The organism is Citrifermentans bemidjiense Bem (assembly GCF_000020725.1).
Classification (GTDB): domain Bacteria; phylum Desulfobacterota; class Desulfuromonadia; order Geobacterales; family Geobacteraceae; genus Geomonas; species Geomonas bemidjiensis.
In genome coordinates this window covers 4,557,385-4,579,168 of sequence record NC_011146.1, presented here as the reverse complement: position 1 = coordinate 4,579,168, position 21,784 = coordinate 4,557,385, and the positions used below count along the sequence as shown (strand labels likewise).

Below are 21,784 nucleotides of genomic sequence, written 5' to 3'. Positions count from 1 at the left end.
TAGGGTATCACTAATTTATTTTAATGGAAGGGTGCGGCGGCGGACTGGGAGCGCTGCGAAAGGGGAAGGGAGCGTCTGGTACGGGTCGTTCAGGTCGGGTTCAGGCTGCGGTGGAGAACTGGGGGGGAGGGTTGAGGGAGAAGTGCCGGAAGATCCCCTGGATGAAATCGAGGAGTGCCGGGTCGGGGCTGCAATCGCGCCTGAGCACCAGCCGCCGTGGGCGGGAGGTGTCGAACCCCTGGACCTGGTGCGCGATGAGCTCGCCGCTTTCCAGGGCGGAGGCGACGACGCTGCGCGAGATGAATGTGATCCCGTTGCCGGCCATGACGGCCCTGATGATGAAGGGGATATCGTCGAAAAACACCGTATTGCTGAATTCCGCCGCGTCTCTTCCCAGGGTTTGCATGCTCTTTTCCAGGAAGCGCCGCGCGCAGCAGCCGCTTTTCTTGCAGTAAAGGCGCTGCGAAAGCAGGGTGTCAACCTCCACCAGCGGCGCATCGATGCCGTAGCCCGGGGCGCTGACGAAGACCATCTCGTCGTCGGGGAGGGGGTAGGAGTCGAACTCCTGCAGGTTCAGGTCTTCGCAGTACTCGATGAGCACCAGGTCGAAGAGTTTTTCCCTGAGCCCCTTGAGCGCCGCCTCCGGCATCTCGAAGACGAACTCGAGTTCGGTGTCCTGTGCCTTTGTGGCCATGAAACTGGTAAAGATGTCGGGGAGATAGGAGACGCCGAAGGGGGTCGTGCAGCAGAAGGAGATCTTCTTTTTCTGTCTCAAAGCCTGGAGTTCTTGCACGAAGTCCTGTTCCAACCTCAAGAACTGGCGCGCTTTCTCAATCAGCAGCTCCCCGGCCGTGGTCGGAGTCAGTACTGGGCCGGAACGATCAAGAAGCAGGTGGCCGTAGTGATCTTCGAGTATCTTTATGCGCCGGGAAACCGCGGACTGCGTCACGAATAGCCTCTCTGCAGCTTTGGAAAAACTGCCGCATTCGGCCGACTCAATAAGAGTCTTAAGGTTTACCAGATCCATCAGGTGCTCTCCCTCCTGAGAGAGTATGCCAAAGCGTCATGGCCTTATGAGTTTGTTTCGTTTGGGTATATTGCAACTAATCCTATAGCATTGCAACACGATTTGTGCGGGTTTCTTTCGGGAGGTCCGCCTTTGCCAAAAGCCCCATTGCAACAGTAAAAAGTGAGCAAAACATAATGTATGCGATATGCGCATAGGGCTATGACAATCTTTCACTTTAGGAAATTGCCATATTCCCGAATGAGATACACAGTCATATCTCAGGAGTGTTATGAAATGCTGTACTTGCAATTCCACTGCAGTTATAGCCACATGCAACATCTCTCTCGGTGTTTCCCCTGTGACAGTCTTTCCACACCCATTATACAAACATTGGACATCAATAATGAGTTGTAGGCAGGCGCGCTTGACAGTGCGCGAAATGCTTTTAACTTGTAATAAATAATTTGTTTGAACAAATGCTGTGAAAGGAGGGAAAGGTTCAGGAGTTAATTACATGAATGGTCACCTAATCCAAAGGAGGTTGTATGTCGGAAAAGATGATGAGAAAGAGCAAGGGAATGCTGGCGGCCCTGTTGGGAATCGCCATGGCAGCCCTTACCATCTGGGGCTGCGGTACTGACAGTTACACCACTCCGTCGCAATCGATTGTCACCACGAAAACTGCGACTGCTTTAATCACAACCGGCGATCTCAAAGGCTGGATGGATGCCGGCTTGGTCAACAAGCAAGGCGGCTACGACCGGGTCGTTATTCTCGACGTTTCCAACAACGAGAGTGACGGGACCAACAAGTACAACACCGTCGGGCATATACCCGGGGCTCAGCTGATCTCGGCCGGGTCTGCGGCTTTCATGGACAACACCCGCGCAGAGGGACCGATGACCGTCGTGGGGAGCATGGTCTGCACCGGCTCGGCCATCGACAGCATCGTCCAGAACGCCGGCATCGACGGCAATACCACCATCGTCCTGACCAACAATGCGGCAGGCTTCGTCAACGTGACCCGTGCCTATACGACCTTCCGTTATTGGGGCTTCCCGAAAGAGCGGCTTAAAGTCCTGCAGGGAGGCAACGCCGCGTGGGCGGCAAGCAACGCCTTGACCACCGCCGTGCCGACCGTCGCCCGGTCGACCTACGGCGTAGCCCAGAACGGGGCCACCAGGGTGAACACCGACATGAGGGTTTCCCTCTCTGAAATGATCACCTACGTAAAAGCCATCGTTGCCGGCAACACCGATAAGGTGACGCTGGTGGATACGGTGCGCGGCGCGACCAACGTTTCCTCCACCACCGACCTCTTCGAGACCACCAAATACACCCCCTTCGACGGCGCCATCAAAGGTTCGTACTCCTACGTAGCGACCGCGATGACCTCACCGGCAGGCAGCCTCACTTTCAAGGACGCCGCGACGATAAAATCCGACCTGGCCGCAGCGTTCGGTACCGACGGCACTACCGCATTAAGCGCGGCAACCCGCGACGCCACCAAAACCTTCATCGTCTTCTGCCGGGCCGGCAACTACGCCTCGGTCGGCTACTTCGCCCTGGACGGCATTGCCTACTACAACAACTCCAATGTCGACGTGAAGTGGTACGACGGCTCTCTGGGCCAGTGGAACCTCTTGGCTCCCAGCAACCGCACTGCGGTGGATACTACCGGCGCCACGGTGAACGCGGGCGGCAAGCTTAAAGTAGGTTCAATCTGGGATACCACGGCGCTTATGGACAACCTGATCTTCAACGTACAGCGCACCATCAGCGCCACCAATCTCACCCAGCGCCCGATAGTCGACTACGGGGCGCGTATGTACCCCGTCGAGCCGAGCTTCGCGGACGGCAACCAAATCGAGAGCGCGGACAGGGCCTATCGCAGCAGCGTGAGCGGTACGACCGGCGGCTCCACCTCCGGCGGCGGTGGCGGCTGCTAGTCCGGGTGCCCGGCCCCTGCCGGGGGCGGACCTACAACAAAAAAGGAGTGAATCTATGACCAAGACGTCCAAGATAGCGACCATTCCCTTACTGGGTTTAGGGATTGCACTAATGGCCGGAACCGCTTTCGCCGGCCCCAAAATGACCTTCGGCCCCAACGACGAAGGCGCCTTGCAGCTCGACTACAAGGGGCAGTTCCAGATGACGCTGCGCGACACCGGCTCCGGTGAGAACAACAGCGACAGCACCATGAACTTCAACTTCCGCAGAAACCGCCTGGCGCTCATGGGTAAATACGGCGACAACATGTCCCTCTACGTCCAGACCGAGTACATCTCCGACGCCAACATCACCCCGTTCGATGTCGCCGACACCAACCAGGGCTCGGAGTTCCAGCTCTTAGACGCGGTGATGCGCTTCAAGGTCAACGACGCCTTCCGCATCAACGTCGGTAAATTCAAGTACAACCTCTCCCGCGAGAACCTGGAGGCGTGCGAGATGCCGCTCACCCTGGACCGCTCGCTCTTCATCCGCGCCCCCTACACCACCACCCGCGACACCGGGGTGGCGGTCTGGGGCAACCTCTTCGACGACATGTTCCAGTACCGCGTCGATGCCATGGAAGGGCGCAAGGCCGTTTCCGGCGAGACCGCGCCGGCCTCTAACTTCCGCTACTCCGCTCGCGCCCACGTCACTCTCCTCGACCCCGAGAACGACTACGGCTACAAGGGGACCTATCTGGGCAAGAAAAAGGTGGCCACCATCGGCGCCGCCTACCAGTTCGAGCCGGAGGTAGCCTACGGCGACACGCTGACGCGGACCGACAAGAAGGATTACAAGGCGTGGACGGTCGATGGCTTCGTCGAGTACCCGCTCGAAGGGATAGGCACCGTCACCGCATCGGCGGCCTACGAAAAGATCGACCTGGAAGACGCGTACCTGGGCGGACCCGGGGCGGACCCCCTGACCTCAGGCATCAACGGCCAGAAGAACGGCTATTACGTGAAGGGTGGTTACATGCTCCCGAACCTGCCGTTGCAGCTCTTCGTCAGGTACGAGAGGTGGCGCTTTGCCGAGTTGAACGGGGTATTCGACCAGAGGATCGACTGGTACGGCGGCGGGTTCAACTACTACCTGCGCGGCCAGAACCTGAAGCTTACCTTCGAGGCAAACTCGACCGGCTTCAACAAGGCCGGGGGGACTGAAACCACCGAAGACTTCATGACCTACATCACGCAGCTGCAGCTTATCTTCTAGCAACAGCACCGGCGGTGCCAGCCCTCTTTCCCTGTAGCCGGGGAGGGGGGGCTGGCACGACCTACAACGAAGAGGAGGAAAACCATGAAAAAGATCATCGCATTGCTTGCGGCGGCCATCCTGACGGCCGCGCTCGCAGTTTCGGCCTTCGCGGCAGGCCCGGTCTCCGGGAAGGTGACCAAGGTGGAGGGTGAAAAGGTGACCGTGACGGTCGAGGGGGCGGTTCCCGCCTGGGCCAAGAAAGGCGCCAACGTGACCGCTGCAGGGGGATCCCCCAAGGTAGTCTCGGTCCAGGGGAACGAGGTGACCTTGAAGTTCAGCAAGTCCAAGGCGGCAAAGATCGCCGTCGACTCCAAGATGACCCTTACCGAGTGCGAGGGGGACGAAATGCAGGGGTGCTAGGACACGACTACCCTTTGGCTTCATCACTGAACGAGGTATGAACATGATAAAAGCAACAGCAAGAGGCGTCCTGGCGGCAACGCTGGTACTGGGCGCCCTGGTCGGATCCGCCTACGCGGAGAAAGCGGGTATCGGCTGGAAGGAGAGCATCGTCGCCAAGTCCGGCAAGGCCAAGACCCTGGCCGAGCTCGCCAAGATGTACGATTCCAGCTCCTGTGTCGAGTGCCATGAGGAGCAGCACAAGCAGTCCCAGGATTCCATCCATTCCCGGTCCATCTTCGGCACCGGCCGCACGGCGATGACCATCATGACCACCATCGAGAACGGACTCATGGAAGAGCCGTACTCGGGGGTGAAGAGCAGAAAGGACGTCAAGGTCGAGCACCTGATGGGATGCGCCAAGTGCCACCTGCCGCAACTGGCCGATGCCGAGGATTCTGTGGCACAGGAATTGGTGAACACCCTGTACGGCTGGAGCGACGCCCGTAAGAAAAAGGACAAGGAAGCGGCGAAGAAGTTCGAGGAGAAGCTGAAAAGCGTCAGCATCAACTGCCTGATCTGCCATAACCGCAACGCCATCACCCACAAGTGGCAGGACGGCTACCCGAAGGCGGGTGTGGTCTACGGTTCCAAGGCGGGTGATCACCCCTCCGACAAGTTCCCGAAGCTGGCTCAGAGCCCGATCATGGACCAGGCCATCCAGTGCGGCCAGTGCCACGGCCTGGGACCCAACCTGGAGCTTGACGAGCCGACCCAGTGCTGCACCTCCTACGGGAGCTACCTCTGGGTCTACAAGGCGGAGGTGGGGCAGGAGAACTGCCAGGACTGCCACATGAAGAACAGCAAGCTCGGTCACAACATCCAGGCGTACCGTAACGCCGCGATGACCGACAAGGCTGTCGAGTTCCACGCGGAGGCTTTCGGCTACTACTGGCGCGACGGCGCCAAGGTGAAGCCCAAGGCGGTGGTCAAGGTCGAGATGGTGAACAAGGCCGGCCACTCCATACCGGATGGCTGACCGACCCCCAACCGACTGGTTCTGTCGGTAATAGCGAAGACGAAAGACGGCAAGGAAGTGTTCAACCAGGAGAAGATCTACATGCCGGTACCGCAGCAGCTCGCGCGCGGCGACCGGATGGGGCGCGGCCCCTACGAGAAGAGCGGCCTTATCGAGGATACCGGGCTTCCCCCCGGCAAGCTTGTGAAGGAGCGCTTCGACATCATGTTCCCCCTGACCGAGGTCGAGGAGAACGGCAAGACGGTGGAGAAACCGTCCGCCTTTGATCTGGACGTGGAGGTGAAGCTCACCTACCTCCCCTTCGGGACCCCCAACAGCGACCCGTTCGTCTGGAAGGAGTTCACCAAGACGGTAACCATCAGCAAAAGCGGCAAGTAGCCTCATCGTATCACCGGTAGCGAAACTTGATGCAATGGGCCGGCGTCCCGCAACGCCGGCCGTTTTTTTTCAGTTCCTCATGAAACACTTTGGAGAATGCCGCTAATTTTACTATAATGCGCCGACGAGGGGCGGCCCCTGCCACCTCCAGGCACCTACTGCTTCGAGAGCGGTTCCGGCACAAGCTCGAGCACGGGGCACACCACGATGATGAAGACCCACAAAACGGCCATGGGCGGGATGACAACAGCAGATACCCACAAGAAAGCGTCGTTGTTCCTTTTGCTGCTCGCCCTCCTCGCGCTGCCTGGATGCACCCGCGCCGGCAAGGTCAGCCAGTGCGTACTCTGTCATCCGAAGATCGAAAAGGTGTCGAAGAGCCATGCCGACTGCGTCTCCTGCCACGGCGGCGACCCTTCGATAAAAAACAAGCATGCCTCCCACCTGGCCATGTACGGCCCCCGGAACCCGGCGGCGCCGGAGCACTGGGAAAAGACCTGCGGCTCCTGCCACCTGTACCAGCTGGACCGGGTGCGCTCAAACCTCATGTACACGACCACGGGGATGATCAAAAACATCCAACTCACCTGGGAGGGGCCGGGGGGGCTCTACAGCAGCAGGGGAGGGAACGACTATGATGCGGCGGGAAAAGCGCGCCGGCTGAAGCCGGTGGCCGAACTCGATCATATCTCCGGCGAGTTGTACCGGAAGTTCTGCTCGCAGTGCCACGTGGCGACGGAGAGCGGAGAGGTCTACGGTGCAAGCCACGCCGCCGGCTGCGCCGCCTGCCATTTCCCTTACAACGACCGCGCCACCTACCAGGGGGGGGACGCTTCGGCGCGGGGGAAGGGGCTGTACGCTGCGAGCCACGCCATGGAGAAGCTCCCGGGGACCGAGGTCTGCGCGCGCTGCCACAACAGGAGCGGACGGATCGCCCTGAGCTACCAGGGGCTCTACGACGGCAACAACTCTATGGTTCCCACCAGAAACGGCCAGCCCGGACCGGTAATGACTTCGGGGGGGCGCAACCTCACCCATATCGCCTCCGACATCCATTTCGCCGCCGGGATGGAGTGCATCGACTGCCACACCTCCCGGGACACCATGGGGGACGGCTACGGCTACGAGAACATGTACCTGCAGACCGAGGTCTCCTGCGAGGACTGTCACGGCGGGGCGAGGCCCCCGCGCTACCAGCGGATAGCGGGCGAGAGCGACGAGGCGATCCGGGAATCGCGGGGCTACGCCATGCAGATGCGCCAGGGGATGAAGATGATCCTCACCGCCAAGGGGCGCAAGTACTCCAACGTCTTCTACCGCGACGGCGCCGTCTGGGTGCTGGGAAAAAGAAGCGGCAAGCTCTTCAAAAGCCGCGTCATCACCGGGACCCCCGAGCACAGCGTGGCCGGCCACGGCAGGATGGAATGCTACTCCTGCCACTCCCGCACCGTCGTCCAGTGCTACGGTTGCCACACCACCTACGACAGGAGCAAGCCGGGGATGGATTACATAGCCAAAATGGCGACCCCCGGACGCTTCAGCGAGAAGGAAGATTACCGGATGCTCTACCCCTTCCCGCTGGCCCTGAACCAGCGCGGCAAGATCTCCACGGTCACCCCCGGGTGCCAGACCTTCGTCACCGTGATAGAGCCCGACCTCTCCGTCTCCAAGGACGAGTACGTTGCCAGGTTCAAGGGTAAAAAGCAGTTGCGCTTCGCCCCCTTTTACTCGCACAACACCGGCAAGAAGGCGATCGGCTGTGGCGAATGCCACGGGAACCCCGCCTTCCTGGGATTCGGGCAGCACGTAGTCTCGGGGGGGGAGATAGAGGGGACCCTGATCTGCGAGCAGTCCGCCGACAAGCCCCTGGACGGCTTTCTCACCTTGCAGGGGGGGAAGGTGCGCGCCTATTCCGCCATCACCCGGGAGAACTCGCGGCCGCTGAACGGGGCGGAGGTGCGGCGGGCCCTGTCGGTGAACCTCTGCCTGGTCTGCCACGAAAAGGCCAAAGACCCGATCTATCGAAAGGAGCTGAATTATCGTGCGCTCAATGATGCTCTGCATCGTCGCCTGCTTTCTGCTCCTTAGCGCTGCCGCCGGGGAGGCCAGGGAGAACTGCACCGACTGCCACAAGATAGCTGTGAGCGGCGTCCACGCCGGCGTCCCCTGCCTATCCTGCCACCTCTCCGAGAGCGACACCCTCAGGGATCCGGCCTCCGCCTCGGGGCGCGCCGCCGGGTGCGTCGGCTGCCACAAGGGGTACCAGGCCCTCTTCGGCCGCCCCATGGCGACCCGGGTGCGGGAGACGGGGTTCGTGGCGAGGAGCTTCGGCAGAATGGACGGGGAGTTCTTCGGGAAGAACTGCAATTCCTGCCATCTTCAGGGGTGCACCGACTGTCACGGCGGCAAGGGGCACGAGATCGCGAAGCCGAGGGATCGGGACTGCTTCACCTGCCACAAGGGGTACTTCGTCGGGACCGACTACTACGGCATGGCCCCGCGCGAGGACAGCCTGCGCTACCAGCGCGGCGACACGGCCTACGGCGAGCCCTTCCTGAAGATGACGCCGGACCTCCACGCCGAGGCGGGGCTTACCTGTGCCGACTGCCACTCCATGGCGAGCCTCGTCGCTGGGAGGAGCTCCTCCAAGGGGTGCCGGGACTGCCACAAGCCCAAGCTAAGTGTTGTCGAACACCGGATCGCGGCGCACCTGGAGAAGATGGAATGCTGGGCCTGCCATTCCGCCTGGGCCGCGCAGGAGTACGGCACCTTTTACCTCCGCTTCGCCGAGAGCCCCTCCAAGGATCTGTACCGGGTGCGGAGGGAGCTAGGCGCCGAAGAGTACGTGAAGAGCGCGTATCTGAGAAAACAGGACGCGCCCCCCCTGGGATTGAACGGCCGCGGCAAGGTGAGCCCGATCAGGCCGCAGTTCATCGGCTACTTCACCGACATCAGGCAGGACCGGGCCGTATGGGAGGAGAACAGGCTTCTGGCGGCCGAGTGGAAGGCGTTCTTCCCGCACACCGTGCGCCGCGGCACCGTGATGTGCGAGGGGTGCCACGACAACCCGCGCCGCTTCCTCTTCGAGCCTGCGGCGGACAGGATCTACCAGCTCCAGGCCGACGGCATGACGCTTCCCTCCTTCTGGGATCAAAGCGGGCAGAAGGTGGTGAATGGGTCGTTCCTGCCTGCGGCGCGGTACCGTGAGTTGAGCAAGAAGACAACGGCCTATCGGAGGGCTTACCTGGAAAGATGGCAGAAACTTATCGATCACGTAGAAGCTTCCTCGCCGCGCTGATCTCCCTTTTGGCGGGGGGATGGCTTATCGGGAACTTCCTGACCCCGAAGCTGCGGCGGAAAAAGACCCTCCTCACGGTGGCGAAGGCGGAGCTGCCGCAAGACGGCGCGCTGGTGTACCGGGAGGCGCGGGTGGCGCTGTTGCGCCGTGGGGAGAAGGTTTATGCGCTCGACCTTGTCTGCACCCACCTCGGGTGCACGGTGAACGTCACCCCGGCCGGGCTCGTCTGTCCCTGCCACGGCTCCAGCTTCGACCGCGAGGGGAAGGTGCTGGAAGGGCCGGCGGACCGGCCGCTGAAGCGGTATGCGGTCGAGGCGGATGGGGAGCAATACCGGGTGCTCATGTAGGGATGGCGACGGGAATTGCCGGGGCAAGGGCTCTTCTCGCGAAGGGGTACACAGAACCGTTCTTGCTCCCCCCTCCCCCTGTATAGATCGGAGTCGGGTTACAGGTGTTCGGGGACATGGGTTACAGTTTCAGTGCAAATTGCTTCAACTTTTGATGGCAAAAGACTCCGTCCATGCCCCCTCTCCCTCTGGGAGAGGGTTGGGGTGAGGGCGCCGTTCCAGCTTGCGGCTTCGATGAACCATAGGAGAGGCAGTTGATCAAAGATTTCGCCAGACATCTTTTTCCGAGAGCGGTGCTGCAGAGGGATCTGACTTTTTCCTACACCTTCTGCCTTGGGGGGCTCGCCTTCACCTCGTTCCTGGTGCTGGTAGCGACCGGCATGCTGCTTCTTTTCTATTACCAGCCGACGCCGGCAGCCGCCTATCCCTCGATCCTGCTGCTCGAATCCTCGGTCACCGGGGGGAAGTATCTCCGGAGCCTGCACCGGCTCGCGAGCCACTTCCTCCTGGTCCTTATCGTGCTGCATACGCTCCGGGTCATCCTGACCGGCGCCTACGCAAAGCCCCGGGAGCTGAACTGGCTCACCGGCTGCGCGCTCTTGATGCTCGCCGTCTTCGAGGGGTACACCGGGTATCTCCTCCCGATGGACCAGCTGGCGCTTTGGGCCACCCAGACCGGGATGGAGCTGGTCAACACCCTTCCTTTCGGGGGGGCGATGCGCACGGTCCTGGTGCCGGACGGGGTGGGAGAGCCGATGTCGCTGCTTCGTTTTTACGTGCTGCACATCCTGGTCGTCCCGGGGATGGTTCTGCTCCTGAGCTCCCTGCATTTCTACCGGATCAGGAAGAACAAGGGGGTGCTCCCTTACCTATGAAACGAGGCTACGTAAAGAGTTCCCCGCACTTCTTCCGGCCGGTGAAGATCTCCATGCTTCTCCTCGTCGCGGCGCTTGCCGGGCTTGCCTGGCTGATACCCGCCCCCCTGCAGGAGCAGGCCGACATCGCCCGCGTCCCCAACCCGGTGAAATCCGCCTGGTTCCTGCTCTGGATCCAGGAGCTGGTCAGCTATTCCAAGTACCTCATCTACCTGGTGCTGGCGCTCACTCCACTATTTCTCTTCCTGCCCTGGCTTCACACCGGCACTCCCGCGGCCAAGGCCTCCTGGTTTCCCAGGGAGCAGAGGCTTGTGGCCATCGTCGCGCTGGCGCTGGGCGCGGCCGTACTGGCGCTCACCGTGGTAGCCATGTTCTTGCGAGGTCCCAATTGGCAACTGGTCGCGCCTTTCTGACAGCCCTGGCGGTCTTGGCCGTGCTTCTTTGCTGCGGGAGCGGGCACGCGGCCGACTCCTGCCTGAGGTGCCACCCGCCGCACTACCGCGGATTGGGTAGTTGTGTCGGGTGCCACCGGGGAGACCCCCGCTCGGACCGTCTCCGCGTCGCGCATCACGGCCTGGTCGCAGCCCGCTTTTCCTGGTCGGGGGTGCCGGGCTCGGCACCGGTAGAGCGCGGCAACAGGCTCCTGGAAACCTTCGCCTGCCGCCGCTGCCACAATGCCGCCGGCAGAGGGAACCGCCTGGCGAGCAACCTGGACCTCCCCCCGGCCGGGACCACGCCGGAGAATCTCTTCGCCTCGATAGATGCGCCAGCACTGCAGATGCCGGATTTCAAGCTGGAACAGGGGGCGATCACGGACCTGGTGAACGCCCTTTTGGCCGGCACCAAGGGTTCGGCGAAAAAAGGGAAGGAGACGCCCCGGGTGGTGCATTTCGAAACGGCGGGAAAGGGGGAGAACGTCTTCGAGAAGAAGTGCGGTCCCTGCCACAAGATACTGACCGCGGCGCTGGGCGGGGTGGGGCGCGGTAGCGTCGGCCCGAACCTTTCCGGGCTTTTCTCCGAATTCTATCCCCTCACGGTGGCGGGGAAGGAGCGCTGGAGCGCGCCGGCGCTGGAAAAATGGCTCAAGAACCCCCGCCAGTCGCGCCCCGGGACCCAGATGCGCCCGGTCCCGTTGAAACAGCAGGAGCTTGAGCGCCTGCTGCAGATATTGGACGCGCCCCCCAGGCCGGGCGCCTCGAAAGCTGCGTTGTAAAAGCCTTTCTTTTTCGTTAAGCCCCTGTCCTTCTTCCCTTTCAAGGTTGCTCTGTTAGAATCCTCTACTGTTGTTTTCGCTGTAAAACCTGCTCCCTGCAGATCGACACCCGACCAAAGCCCCAAAAAATACAACGCCGACAGGAGACCCGGCCATGCCCAGAGCGATCATCGTTTTCTCGCACCTGCGCTGGAGCTTCGTGTACCAGCGCCCACAGCACTTGTTGACCCGGATGGCGGGCAGGCGCCGGGTGATCTTCTTCGAAGAGCCGGTTTACGACGCCAGGCGGGAGCCGTTTCTGGAATGCAGCACGCCGGAGCCGGGGGTGCTGGTCTGCAGGCCCCATACCCCGTCGCAAAAATCCGGGTTTAACGATGAGCAGCTCATTTGGCTGGCGCCGCTACTGGAAGAACTGGTGGCGCAGGAGGAACTGAGCCGATATATCGTCTGGTTCTACACCCCGATGGCGCTTCCCCTGGCGAGGGTGCTCCGCCCCTCCCTGGTGGTGTACGACTGCATGGACGAGTTGACCGGTTTCCTGGAAGCGCCGAAAGAACTGGTGCAGCGGGAAAAGGCGCTGCTGGCAGTGGCGGACCTCGTCTTTACCGGCGGTCCCAGCCTGTACCAGGCCAAGAAGAGCCATCACCCCGAGGTGCACTGCTTCCCGAGCAGCGTCGACGCCTCCCATTTCGCGCTCGCCTGCGATCCGGAGTGCGAGCACGCGACCCAGAAGGTCCTCCCCAAGCCGAGGCTCGGCTACTTTGGCGTGCTGGACGAAAGGCTCGACCTGCAGCTTCTCGACGCCATGGCGCTATCCCATCGCGACTGGCAGATCGTCATGGTAGGCCCGGTGCTGAAGATCTCACCTGAGCTTCTCCCCAAGGGGGCGAACATCCACTACTTCGGGCAGCAGGAATACGCAGCTCTCCCCGGTTACCTGGCCGGGTGGGACGTCTGCCTCATCCCCTTCGCGCTGAACGACGCCACGCGCTTCATCAGCCCCACCAAGACCCTGGAATACATGGCCGCGGAGAAGCCGGTGGTCAGCACCCCCATCACTGACGTGGCGGTCCCTTACGGCGACATCGTCTTCATCGGGGACGGCATCGGCAATTTCATAGCCGCCTGCAATGAGGCCCTGAACCTCCCGCCGGACCGGTACCGGGAAATGGTAGGCGCCATGCGCCAGGTGCTCGCGGGGACTTCGTGGGACGCCACGGTGCAGGCGATGAGCCAGCTGATCGACCGGGCGGTCCGGCGCAAGAGGGCGCGGACGGTGCACAGCGAATCGCTCGCCACGTAGAACGCCTGAGAAAATCATGGAAACAAAAATTGTTTATGCCTGTCTGGGATTTTATCCGTGAACTCCGCGGCAACAGGTTTTAGAGATGTCACTGAAAAGGCCCCGTTAAGGGGCCTTTTTTTGTGGAAGCGGAGGGGTGCAGCATCACTCGTTTTCGGGTGGGACCGTGTCGAAGAAGTATCGGCTCAATGCGTTTTCCAGCTCCGGCAGTACCACGCCGCGCTCGCTTCCCAGGACCGAGAAGGGGGGGCGTGGCGCGAGGTAGCCGAGGGAGGCCGCGGGGCGCGGGATGACGCGGGAGGAATCCAATCCCGCCATTTTGGCGCAGCAGCGGGCGAGCTCGGCCCAGCTCACGGCGCCGGCGTTGCTTAAGTGCCAGATGCCGCTCTCGCCGTCCAGGAGCAGGTCGAGCCCGGCATGGACCAGGTCCGGGATGTAAGTGGGGGAGACCACCAGGTCGGAGGCGGCTTCGACAGTTTCCCCGGCCGCGAGCCGGCGCAAAGTGACGGTGACGAAGTTGTACCGGTCCCAGGGGCCGAAGAATGCGCTGGTGCGCAACACCAGTGCCCCTGGATATAGCTTAAGCACCTGGCGTTCCGCCTCGGCCTTGCTCTGCCCGTAGATGTTGATTGGCGATACCGGATCCCGCTCCTGGTAAGCGGTCCGCTTGCTGCCGTTGAAGACCATGTCGGAGGAGAAGGTCATCAGCGGCACGCCGCGCCGGGCGCATTCGGCGGCGAGCACCGCGGGCCCCACGGTGTTTTCCCTGAAGCAGGTGCTGGCGTCCCCCTCGGCGTCGTCGATCCGGACGAAGCCCGCGCCGTTGACCACCGCCCAGGGTTCGTAGCGGTCGAAGGCCGTCGCGACCGAGGCCGCAGAGGCGATATCGATTTCGCCGCGGGAGAGGAGGTGGCAGGGGATGCCGCGATGCCGGCAGAGCCGGGAGAAGGACTGCCCCAAGGTCCCGGTCTTACCGACGATGAGGATTCGCCCGCGCTCCTCTGCACACTCATCCCCCGTGGAGGGGAGGTCGGGGTTCAGGCCGGGAAGAAACCGGTCCGGCCTGCGCCACCAGCCTGGGCTTCTCACCGTTGGATGGCTCAACTCCCCCTCGCGCACGATCTGGCGCAGCCCCCCGGCAAGGAGCGTGGGGCGCGGGGAAGGCCCCCTGATGTCGAAAACTCCCGGCTCGTAAGAGCCGGTGATGCTGGTGAAGAGGCCGCACCAGTCGAAGGAGCCCAAAAGCGACCAGGCGGTCACCGCTCTTACCGGAACCCCTTCGCGGCAAAGCTTCACGCCCGCTTGCCACGCCTCGTGGAACCAGCGTAACTGCTCCTCGCGGGTGGAACCCAGGTGCACCTCGGTGAGGGCCACTTCCTTTGCGTAGCGCTGCCAGGCGCTGCGGAGCACCTCTTCGTGCCCCAGTATCCCTTCCGGGCAGGCTCGCACCGCCTCGACGTCCGCGTAGCGGTGCTGGTGGTTCCCGCCGTGGGTCCACTCGGGGTAGCGGTCCAGCCGGTGGTCGAGGAAGCGGTCGCTGGTCAAGTAGTAGTTGAGCCCGACCACGTCCGGCGCCATGCCGCTCTGCAGGAAGTAGTCGAACTCCGCATCGTCGGTCCCGTTTTGCTCCAGCCACAGGCGTAGCGGATGGCAGCGATCCACCTTCCCCGCCAAAAGGTCGAGGCTCAGCCAGCGCCGGTGGTTCTCGTAGTCGGCCTGGTAGCGGAGTAGATCCGTGGAGAAGGTCTTCCCCATGTCCTCGGCCATCACCAGCTTTGCCTCTGGCGTCACTTCGCGGATGCCCCGCATCGCCTCCACTATGCCGCGGCACTGCGACAGCAAGGTGCGGACGAAGGTGCGGTCGTCGGTGCCGTGGGGGTACCAGTGGCCGTAGAGGCCGCTGAAGCGGGCGGTGGTGAGGGGTTCGTTGACGGGGGTGAAGTACCTGATCCAGGGGTAGCGCCGTGCGACCAGGCGGGCGTAGCGGGCCAATAGGGCGGGGAAATCTGGATCGACGAGGCTGGTGTAGGCGGGGCCGCTGCCGTGGTGCAGCAATCCGGCGACGGGCTCAAGGCCGAGCTCCAGCAACCGGTTCAACCTCTCATCGGTCCAGCGCCAGTCCGGGGCATCGAGGCGTTGCGGCGCTACCATCTCCCAGAGCACGGGGTAGCGCAGCGTCCGGATGCCGAGCCCGGCGAAGAGTTCGAGATCCTTCGGGCGGCTCAGGTGGCCGTTCAGGGCGAGCTGGCTGTGGAAGTGCTTCCCCACGCGGTTCAGGGTGCATTCCATCCCCCCCCACAGCTCGGGGACTCTCTCTTTATGCCTGTCATTGCTCATGGCCTTTTCCCGCCGGCCGCGGCTACTGCGGCACCAATAGCTTCCCCTGTTGCCCCTGCTCGCGGTAGAGCGCCAACACGTTCGACGCTACCTCCGCCGCTTTCCCCTCGCGCACCAGCGCCACGCAGGCACCTCCGAAGCCGGCCCCGGTGAGCCGCGCTCCGTACACGTCGACCTGCTCCTGCAGCAGCCTGGCCAGAAGGTCCAGTTCGGGTATGGAGACCTGGAAGTCGTCCCTGAGGCTCATGTGCGAGGCGTTCATCAATTCCCCGAAGCGGCAGCCGTGCACGCCTTTGACCGCTTCCAGCACCCGCTCGTTCTCGGTCAGCACGTGCCGGGCGCGCTGAGCCAGGTTGCGCGGCAGCTTGATGAGCTGGCCCAGGTCCGACAGCTCCCGCAGCGAAGCAATACCCAGAAGCTCCACAGCCTCCTCGCACTCCTGCCGGCGCAGGTTGTACATGCTCTCGCCGAGCTTTCGCGGGATCCCGCAGTCGATGACCAGGAGCTCGGAGCGCGGGGGAAGCGGGAGGAGCTTGCGTTCCAGCGACCGGGTGTCGATGAAGAGCATGTGGGTGGAGTCGGCGAGGCTTGCCGCCATCTGGTCCATGATGCCGCAGTTGACCCCGGCGTAGCGGATCTCGGCCTGCTGGGCCATGAGCGCAATCTCGACGTCGTCAAGGTCGAGGCGGAACAGCTCCCGCATCCCGCGCAGGAAGGCGACTTCGAGCGCGGCGCTGGAGGAGAGTCCGCTCCCCATCGGTACCTGGGAGGTGACCCGCACCGACACCGGGTCCACGTGGTGCCCGGAGAGGCGCAAAAGGGCGAGGCAGCCGTGCAGATAGGCGGCGAAGCCGCTCGGGACCGCACCTCCGGTCTCCGACCACGCCCTTTCCTGCAGCTCCTCGGCATAGTAGTGGTTCCGGCCGTCGCGGCTTCTGGCCAACTCCACCGTGGTCTCCAGCGGCACCGCGATGGGGAGGACGAAGCCGTCGTTGTAGTCGGTATGCTCCCCTAGGAGGTTCACCCGTCCGGGGGCGCGGGCGGTCACTTCGCAGGGGGACTCGAAGGTCTTTTCAAAGTCGGTAGCAGCGGACATGATGGCTCCTATCGCCGAAGGACGAGCGGCCGCTCCAGGCCGGCCGCTAGCACCGTCGGCCAGGCCGGGTCGAGCGTCAGGTTCTCGACTCCGGTCTCTGTCACCAAAAAGGTATCCTCTATCTTCGCGCCGGGGAGGCTCGGGTTCCAGGCGACGGCCATCCCGGCGCTCAGGTGCTCCCGCGCCTCGGGGTTCGCTATCACTTCGCGGGAAAGGTAGCCGGTGATCCCCCCCTGGTGGTGCTCCTTGATGGCGTGCTCGTAACCCGCCGCGGCGTAGGCCGAGGCAAGCTCGCGGTAGACCTCGTGCAAAAGGACCCCCGGGCGGGAGAGGAGCAGCGCGTGGGCCTCGATCTCGCGCACCTGCGCGTGCTTTTGCTCCTCCTCGTCGGTTAGAGGCTCGAAGGCGATGAACCTGGTGAGGTTGGCGTAGAGGCCGTACCCCCGAGCGCAGAAGACCAGCATCGCGGAGGCGCCCAGCGGGTCCTTCCCCGATATCGGATGGCGGTACAGGCGGCGGCGCCTGTCTCCGGCCGCCATGACCAGGCAGGGGGCGAGCCCGCGCGAGAGGAGGGCGGAGGCGCCGGCCGCGGCCAGCCGGTACTCGCTCCAGTCGGGGTTCGCCTGCTGCAGGGTCTCGGTCATCGCCTGCGAGGCGAGAAGCCCCACCTCGCGGTAGCGGTGCAGTTCGGGGAGAGAGAGGGTGCGTTTCGCCGCCAGAAGCGGCAGCGGGAGCTCCCGCTCGGCCTCCGCCGGGCGGTCCGAATAGACCGGCGTCCCTTCGGCCAGCTCCCTCATCACCACCTCCAACTGGGAAGGGTAGGCCCAGGGGAGTATGCGCACCTCGCAGCCGGGGGGGAGCTCTTCGTCGATCAGGCGCTGCGCCTCGATCTCGTTGGTCACCACGAAGGCGCCGCGTTCGGTCACTACGAATTCGGCGATCCCGGTCTCGGCCGCCAAGAGCACCTCGTTGGAGCCCCCCGCCGTGATCCAGGAGAACCAGTCGATCCCCTTGAGCCTCAGCACCCTTCCCTCGCCGAGCAGCTCCCGGACCAGGCGGATCTTTACGGCCATCTCCTCCGCGCGCGCGGTGCCGTTCATAGCGTCACCTCCACTTCCTGAAGTTCCTTCGCCTTCTGCTCGGGGAGTGCGTCGTTGGCGAACATCCCGGCGGCAAGCTCCGTCCCGGCCAGGTACTTGAGCCGGTCGCTGGATCGGTAGGGGGGGTAAAACTCGGCGTGCAGGTGGCACTCGGGGTGCGGCTCCCCGTCTGTCGGGGCGCCGTACCAGGCCATCAGGTAGGGGAAGGGGCGCTGCCAGAGACCGTCGTATTTAAGGAGGGTGGTCTTGAGCGCTCGCGCCAGGTCGGCGCGGACCTCGGGGGTGAGCTGGGGAAAGCCGGGGACGGCGCGCCGGGGGGCGACCCAGACCTCGTAGGGGTAGCGGGCCCAGGGGGGTAGGAAGGAGATGGCGTGCTCCCCGAGGTAGAGGATCCGCTCGCCTGAGACGGTCTCTGCGGCGATCAGCCCCTCCAGAAGCGGCGCTCCCTGCACCTGGAAGTAGGACAGCTCCTGAACCTGCATCCGCTGCGGCACCGGGGGGACGAAGGGATAGGCGTAGATCTGGCCGTGCGGGTGGTGCAGAGTCACCCCGACCTCGATCCCCTTGTTCTCGAAGGGAAGCACGTAGTTGATGTCCGGGTCTTCCCCAAGCCGCTCCACCCGGTCCCCCCATACCTCCATGAGTAGCTCGATGTGGTCCAGCGGGAGCCCCGAAAGCGACCGAGCCGGGTCCTTGCCGAAGACCACCACCTCGCACTTGCCTCGCCCGGGGGCGGTGGGGACGTAGCTTTGGGGCGGGTGGTGGGCGACGGGGGAGAGCGAGGGGAAGCGGTTGTCGAAGACCGCCACCTGGTAGTTCCCCTGGGGGAGCTCGGTAGGGTTGTCCGGGTCGGTCGTCGGGGCGAGCGGGTTGTACTCGGGAGGGGGCATGAAGGTCCGCCCCTGGCGGTAGCTCGCATAGGCGACCCATTCCCCGCGCAGAGGGTGCCAGCGCAGGTGGGGGTTCGCGGCAAGCGGCTCCCGGTTCGGGCTCGGGGCCTCCCCCAGCACCTCGATGGGACCACGGCCGTAAAGGGTGAGGCTCCGTCCGTCAGTCTTCAACATCTCTCGCCTGTAGAGCATGCTTCCTCCGATATGCGCGCGAAATCGGCGCATGGGGTGGACGGGTGAAATTTTGCAGGGGATGGGGATCGATTCTCAGGTGCTTTCCCAGAAGAGCGCGCCCTGTTCGACCTTCCCACGAACCGCATCGGCGATCCGCTCCAGCGGGATCTTCGGGGTCCGGTCCGCGAAGAGGAGGCCGTTGGCCTCCTGGAAGGTGTCGGCGAATTGCGTATAGCAAAAGCCGCTGAACATGGCGACGCCGCGGGCGGCTTCGATGAGGGAGACGGCGAGGCGCTCGAACTCCTCGATCTTGTCGTGGCGGAAATACCCCCACGCCTTCTGGTGCAGGGCGTCCAAGGGCTTCACGTAGGCGACGCCGCCGAACTCGGTGAGGATGATGGGCTGCCCCCGGTGCGGATATCCGTCGAGGGTGAGGATGCGCCCGCCGGGGCGGCGCCGGTCGAAGAGCTCCTCCGGCTTCACCTGCGGGCCGTAGCGCTCCGCGAGCCTCTCAGGGTTGTTGTCGTAGTCGTGGATGCCGATGATGTCGGTGGCGGAGCTTTCCCAGCCGTCGTTGCCGATCACCGGCCGCTCGGGGTCGAGCGTCTTGGTGAGGTGGTAGAAGGCGTGCACCGCGTCCCGGTGCGCCTTGGTAGCGGTCAGGTCCGGGACCCCCCAGGACTCGTTGAAGGGGACCCAGACGATGATGCAGGGGTGGCTGTAATCACGTTCGATCGCCTCGATCCATTCCCGCATCAGCCTTTTTATGGCGCGGGTGGTGAAGCGGAAGGCGCTCGGCATCTCCGACCAGACCACGAGCCCCAGCCGGTCCGCCCAGTACAGGTAGCGCGGGTCCTCCAGCTTTTGGTGCTTTCTTACCCCGTTGAACCCCATCGCCTTGGCGAGCTCGACGTCGCGCTTGAGCGCCTCGTCCGAGGGGGGGGGTCATCAGCGTCTCCGGCCAGTACCCCTGGTCCAGCACCAGCCTGAGCGGGTAGAGCCGCCCGTTCAGGAGGAACCGGTCCCGGTGCACCTTGGCGGAACGGAGCGCGGTGTAGGAGGTGATCTCGTCGATCACCTCGCCCCCCTGCATCAGCTTGATGTCGGCGTGGATCAGCCTCGGGTGCTCCGGCGACCAGAGAAGGTCGTTTCTGAAGTCGTCGATCCCGGGGTCGGAGAGGGCGATGCGCCGGTGCACCTCGCCGTGGATCACCCGGTAGCGGTCCTCGACCAGGAGCTGGTCGCTGAAGGAAAGCCGCACGTTCACTTCCATCTGGTCCGCGATGGGACCCACGATGAAGGCCTCGATCCCCACCTCCCAGCGCTCCAGGTGCGGCGACCAGCGCAGCTTCTTCAAGTAGGTCTCGGGGACCGATTCCAGCCAGACGGTCTGCCAGATGCCGGTGGTGCGGTAGTACCAGATCGCGTGCGGCTCCAGCTTCCAGTCCTGCTTTCCGCGCGGCTTCTCCAGATCCTCCGGGTCGTCCTCGGCCCGCACGGTCACGACCTGGCGCCCGGAAGGATCGAGGGCATGGGTGATGTCGGCGCTGAACGGGGTGAAGCCGCCGCGGTGCCGCGCCACCAGCATGTCGTTGACCCAGACGTGCGCCAGGTAATCGACGGCGCCGAAATGGAGCAGCACCTTTTTCCCTTCGGTCGCGTTGTAGTAAAACTCGCGCTGATACCAGCAGGCATGGTGAAAGGAGGTGTCACCGATGCCGCTTGCCTGGCTTTCGGGCGCGAAGGGTACCTCAATGGTGAGGGGCCACTCTTTCACGTCCACAGGCAAGTTGTAAGAGAGATCGTCGTCGAAGGTGAAGTGCCACTGGCCGTCGAGCGTATGCCAGTTGGGGCGCTGCAATTGCGGGCGGGGATAGTCCATAAGCTTACCAAGCCTCTCAATAATGTTAGAAATTTTTCACCAAAAGAGAGTAGCAGGGAGGAAGCTATTTACAACAACTGACTCATCAAGCGGCTAGTGCTTCCCTTCGATACGGTGGAACAGATCCAGTGCGTTTTTGAAAGCCTGATCCATGTTGAAGTACTTGTAGTTGGCCAGCCTCCCCACGAAGTACACGTCGGAAAGTTTCTCCGCCTCCTCCCGGTAGCGCTGGGAAATGGCCTCGTTTTCGGAGTTGGGAACGGGGTAGTAGGGATCCCCTTCGTCGGTAGTGTACTCGCGCGAAATGGTGGTCTTTGGGTGCTTCTGGCGGGTGAAATGCTTGTACTCGACGATTCTCGTGAAGTCGCCGTCCTTGGGGTCGGGGTAGTTGACCACCGAGTTTTGCTGGAAGAATTCCTGGTCGAGCGTGATCCATTCGAACCTGATGGAGCGCCACTGCAGCTTTCTTTCCCGCGAGTGGCGGTAGTCGAAGTAGCGGTCGATGGGGCCTGCGTAGAAAACCTTGGAGCATTCCCGTACCTCGGGGCTCTCTTTGACGTCGAAGTAATCGGTACTGAGCCGCACGGTGATGTTCGGGTGCCTGAGCATCTCCTCGAAAAGCCGGGTGTAGCCGTTAAGGGGCAGGGCCTGGTAAGGGTCATTGAAGTAGCGGTCGTCGAAATTGGTCCGCACCGGGATCCTCAGCAGCACCGAGGCGTCCAGTTCGTGGGGGTACTTGTCCCACTGCTTCTTGGTGTAGTGCTTGAACATCTTTTCGTAAAGGACGAGCCCCACCCGTGCCAGCGCGGCCTCCTCGCCGTTGCGGGGTTCCTCGTGGGGGGGCTTCACCTGCACCTCGCTCAGGAAGCGCTGCATCTCGGTCTCGGTGCGGATGCGCAGGTTGAAGATGGTATTGACGGTGGAGATGTTGACGGGGATGGGGACCAGCTTGCCGTCCACTTTGGCCAGAACGTGGTGCTCGTAAGGGTACCAGCGCGAGAAGCGGTTCACATACTGCCAGACATCCTCGAATTCGGTGTGGAAAAGGTGTGCGCCGTACTTGGAAACCAGGATGCCGTGCTCGTTGTGGAAGTCGTAGCAGTTGCCGCCGATATGGTTGCGTTTCTCCAGGACCAGGACCTTCTTTCCCAGGGAAGCGTAGCGTTCGGCGAGGGTGGCGCCGGAAATGCCGGCTCCGACGACAACGATGTCGAACCTGCTCATGAGCTGACTCCGCTGCTGAAGGGCCGTTCCC

At 63.1% G+C, this 21,784-nt stretch carries 18 protein-coding genes and 1 pseudogene; 11 read left to right on the top strand and 8 right to left on the bottom strand.

Annotated elements, in window-relative coordinates; all coding sequences use genetic code 11:
• Positions 1 to 100: 100 nt before the first annotated feature.
• Positions 101 to 1,027, bottom strand: a complete 927-nt coding sequence (locus tag GBEM_RS20135) for a LysR family transcriptional regulator (protein ID WP_012532461.1) — start codon at positions 1,025 to 1,027, stop codon at positions 101 to 103.
• Positions 1,028 to 1,554: 527 nt separating this feature from the next.
• Here GBEM_RS20135 and extH point away from each other — a divergent pair.
• The 11 genes from extH (at position 1,555) to GBEM_RS20075 (ending at position 13,050) form a co-directional block, all read left to right on the top strand.
• Complete coding sequence (extH, locus tag GBEM_RS20130; RefSeq protein ID WP_012532460.1) at positions 1,555 to 2,958, top strand: selenite/tellurite reduction operon rhodanese-like protein ExtH; 1,404 nt, start codon at positions 1,555 to 1,557, stop codon at positions 2,956 to 2,958.
• A 55-nt stretch (positions 2,959 to 3,013) separates the two neighbouring features.
• The gene (gene extI / locus GBEM_RS20125; protein WP_012532459.1) at positions 3,014 to 4,216 is read left to right on the top strand and encodes a selenite/tellurite reduction operon porin ExtI; all 1,203 of its coding nucleotides are present in this window, start codon (positions 3,014 to 3,016) and stop codon (positions 4,214 to 4,216) included.
• A gap of 84 nt (positions 4,217 to 4,300) precedes the next feature.
• Positions 4,301 to 4,618: a selenite/tellurite reduction operon protein ExtJ gene (gene extJ / locus GBEM_RS20120; protein WP_012532458.1), complete on the top strand. Its 318-nt coding sequence runs from the start codon at positions 4,301 to 4,303 to the stop codon at positions 4,616 to 4,618.
• Between the two features lie 37 nt (positions 4,619 to 4,655).
• Positions 4,656 to 6,014, top strand: a complete 1,359-nt coding sequence (extKL, locus tag GBEM_RS20115; protein ID WP_264175522.1) for a multiheme c-type cytochrome (seleno)protein ExtKL — start codon at positions 4,656 to 4,658, stop codon at positions 6,012 to 6,014.
• A gap of 231 nt (positions 6,015 to 6,245) precedes the next feature.
• The gene (gene extM, locus GBEM_RS20105) at positions 6,246 to 8,102 is read left to right on the top strand and encodes a selenite/tellurite reduction operon c-type cytochrome ExtM (RefSeq protein WP_083770322.1); all 1,857 of its coding nucleotides are present in this window, start codon (positions 6,246 to 6,248) and stop codon (positions 8,100 to 8,102) included.
• A complete protein-coding gene (gene extO / locus GBEM_RS20100; RefSeq protein ID WP_012532454.1) occupies positions 8,056 to 9,312 on the top strand; it encodes a selenite/tellurite reduction operon b-type cytochrome iron-sulfur cluster-binding subunit ExtO in 1,257 nt (418 codons plus the stop codon). The genes extM and extO overlap by 47 nt, the downstream gene beginning before the upstream one ends.
• Entirely contained in the window at positions 9,267 to 9,659 is a 393-nt protein-coding gene (locus tag GBEM_RS20095; RefSeq protein WP_012532453.1) for a QcrA and Rieske domain-containing protein, read from the top strand. The genes extO and GBEM_RS20095 overlap by 46 nt, the downstream gene beginning before the upstream one ends.
• Before the next feature lie 254 nt (positions 9,660 to 9,913).
• Positions 9,914 to 10,534, top strand: coding sequence for a cytochrome b N-terminal domain-containing protein (locus GBEM_RS20090; RefSeq protein WP_012532452.1), 621 nt, complete (start codon positions 9,914 to 9,916; stop codon positions 10,532 to 10,534).
• The gene (gene extQ, locus GBEM_RS20085) at positions 10,531 to 10,947 is read left to right on the top strand and encodes a selenite/tellurite reduction operon b-type cytochrome membrane protein ExtQ (protein WP_012532451.1); all 417 of its coding nucleotides are present in this window, start codon (positions 10,531 to 10,533) and stop codon (positions 10,945 to 10,947) included. The genes GBEM_RS20090 and extQ overlap by 4 nt, the downstream gene beginning before the upstream one ends.
• Positions 10,923 to 11,747, top strand: coding sequence for a selenite/tellurite reduction operon c-type cytochrome lipoprotein ExtS (gene extS, locus GBEM_RS20080; protein WP_012532450.1), 825 nt, complete (start codon positions 10,923 to 10,925; stop codon positions 11,745 to 11,747). The genes extQ and extS overlap by 25 nt, the downstream gene beginning before the upstream one ends.
• Positions 11,748 to 11,901: 154 nt before the next feature.
• Positions 11,902 to 13,050 (top strand): glycosyltransferase, encoded by a 1,149-nt coding sequence (locus GBEM_RS20075; RefSeq protein WP_012532449.1) that lies wholly within the window; start codon positions 11,902 to 11,904, stop codon positions 13,048 to 13,050.
• 144 nt (positions 13,051 to 13,194) lie between these two features.
• Here the strand turns inward: GBEM_RS20075 and GBEM_RS20070 are convergent, their stop codons facing one another.
• The 7 genes and pseudogenes from GBEM_RS20070 to glf form a co-directional block, all read right to left on the bottom strand.
• The gene (locus GBEM_RS20070) at positions 13,195 to 15,387 is read right to left on the bottom strand and encodes a family 1 glycosylhydrolase (RefSeq protein WP_012532448.1); all 2,193 of its coding nucleotides are present in this window, start codon (positions 15,385 to 15,387) and stop codon (positions 13,195 to 13,197) included.
• 22 nt (positions 15,388 to 15,409) lie between these two features.
• A complete protein-coding gene (gene galK / locus GBEM_RS20065; protein WP_012532447.1) occupies positions 15,410 to 16,483 on the bottom strand; it encodes a galactokinase in 1,074 nt (357 codons plus the stop codon).
• 8 nt (positions 16,484 to 16,491) lie between these two features.
• On the bottom strand, positions 16,492 to 17,583 hold the full coding sequence (locus tag GBEM_RS20060; RefSeq protein ID WP_012532446.1) for a M24 family metallopeptidase: 1,092 nt from the start codon (positions 17,581 to 17,583) through the stop codon (positions 16,492 to 16,494).
• Positions 17,580 to 18,665 (bottom strand): galactose-1-phosphate uridylyltransferase, encoded by a 1,086-nt coding sequence (galT, locus tag GBEM_RS20055; protein WP_012532445.1) that lies wholly within the window; start codon positions 18,663 to 18,665, stop codon positions 17,580 to 17,582. The genes GBEM_RS20060 and galT overlap by 4 nt, the downstream gene beginning before the upstream one ends.
• A gap of 75 nt (positions 18,666 to 18,740) precedes the next feature.
• Positions 18,741 to 19,541: a glycoside hydrolase family 2 TIM barrel-domain containing protein gene (locus GBEM_RS22220; protein WP_226373901.1), complete on the bottom strand. Its 801-nt coding sequence runs from the start codon at positions 19,539 to 19,541 to the stop codon at positions 18,741 to 18,743.
• A gap of 202 nt (positions 19,542 to 19,743) precedes the next feature.
• Positions 19,744 to 20,529, bottom strand: a pseudogene (locus tag GBEM_RS22215) (sugar-binding domain-containing protein); the annotation flags it as partial.
• 93 nt (positions 20,530 to 20,622) lie between these two features.
• On the bottom strand, positions 20,623 to 21,753 hold the full coding sequence (gene glf / locus GBEM_RS20045; protein ID WP_012532443.1) for a UDP-galactopyranose mutase: 1,131 nt from the start codon (positions 21,751 to 21,753) through the stop codon (positions 20,623 to 20,625).
• Positions 21,754 to 21,784: the final 31 nt, after the last annotated feature.

Coding starts and splice junctions, on each gene's coding strand:
- GBEM_RS20135 (WP_012532461.1), bottom strand. CDS start 1,027: ATGGATCTGGTAAACCTTAAGACTCTTATTGAGTCGGCCGAATGCGGC.
- extH (WP_012532460.1), top strand. CDS start 1,555: ATGTCGGAAAAGATGATGAGAAAGAGCAAGGGAATGCTGGCGGCCCTG.
- extI (WP_012532459.1), top strand. CDS start 3,014: ATGACCAAGACGTCCAAGATAGCGACCATTCCCTTACTGGGTTTAGGG.
- extJ (WP_012532458.1), top strand. CDS start 4,301: ATGAAAAAGATCATCGCATTGCTTGCGGCGGCCATCCTGACGGCCGCG.
- extM (WP_083770322.1), top strand. CDS start 6,246: ATGGGCGGGATGACAACAGCAGATACCCACAAGAAAGCGTCGTTGTTC.
- GBEM_RS20095 (WP_012532453.1), top strand. CDS start 9,267: ATGGCAGAAACTTATCGATCACGTAGAAGCTTCCTCGCCGCGCTGATC.
- extQ (WP_012532451.1), top strand. CDS start 10,531: ATGAAACGAGGCTACGTAAAGAGTTCCCCGCACTTCTTCCGGCCGGTG.
- GBEM_RS20075 (WP_012532449.1), top strand. CDS start 11,902: ATGCCCAGAGCGATCATCGTTTTCTCGCACCTGCGCTGGAGCTTCGTG.
- GBEM_RS20070 (WP_012532448.1), bottom strand. CDS start 15,387: ATGAGCAATGACAGGCATAAAGAGAGAGTCCCCGAGCTGTGGGGGGGG.
- galK (WP_012532447.1), bottom strand. CDS start 16,483: ATGTCCGCTGCTACCGACTTTGAAAAGACCTTCGAGTCCCCCTGCGAA.
- GBEM_RS20060 (WP_012532446.1), bottom strand. CDS start 17,583: ATGAACGGCACCGCGCGCGCGGAGGAGATGGCCGTAAAGATCCGCCTG.
- galT (WP_012532445.1), bottom strand. CDS start 18,665: ATGCTCTACAGGCGAGAGATGTTGAAGACTGACGGACGGAGCCTCACC.
- GBEM_RS22220 (WP_226373901.1), bottom strand. CDS start 19,541: ATGGGGTTCAACGGGGTAAGAAAGCACCAAAAGCTGGAGGACCCGCGC.
- glf (WP_012532443.1), bottom strand. CDS start 21,753: ATGAGCAGGTTCGACATCGTTGTCGTCGGAGCCGGCATTTCCGGCGCC.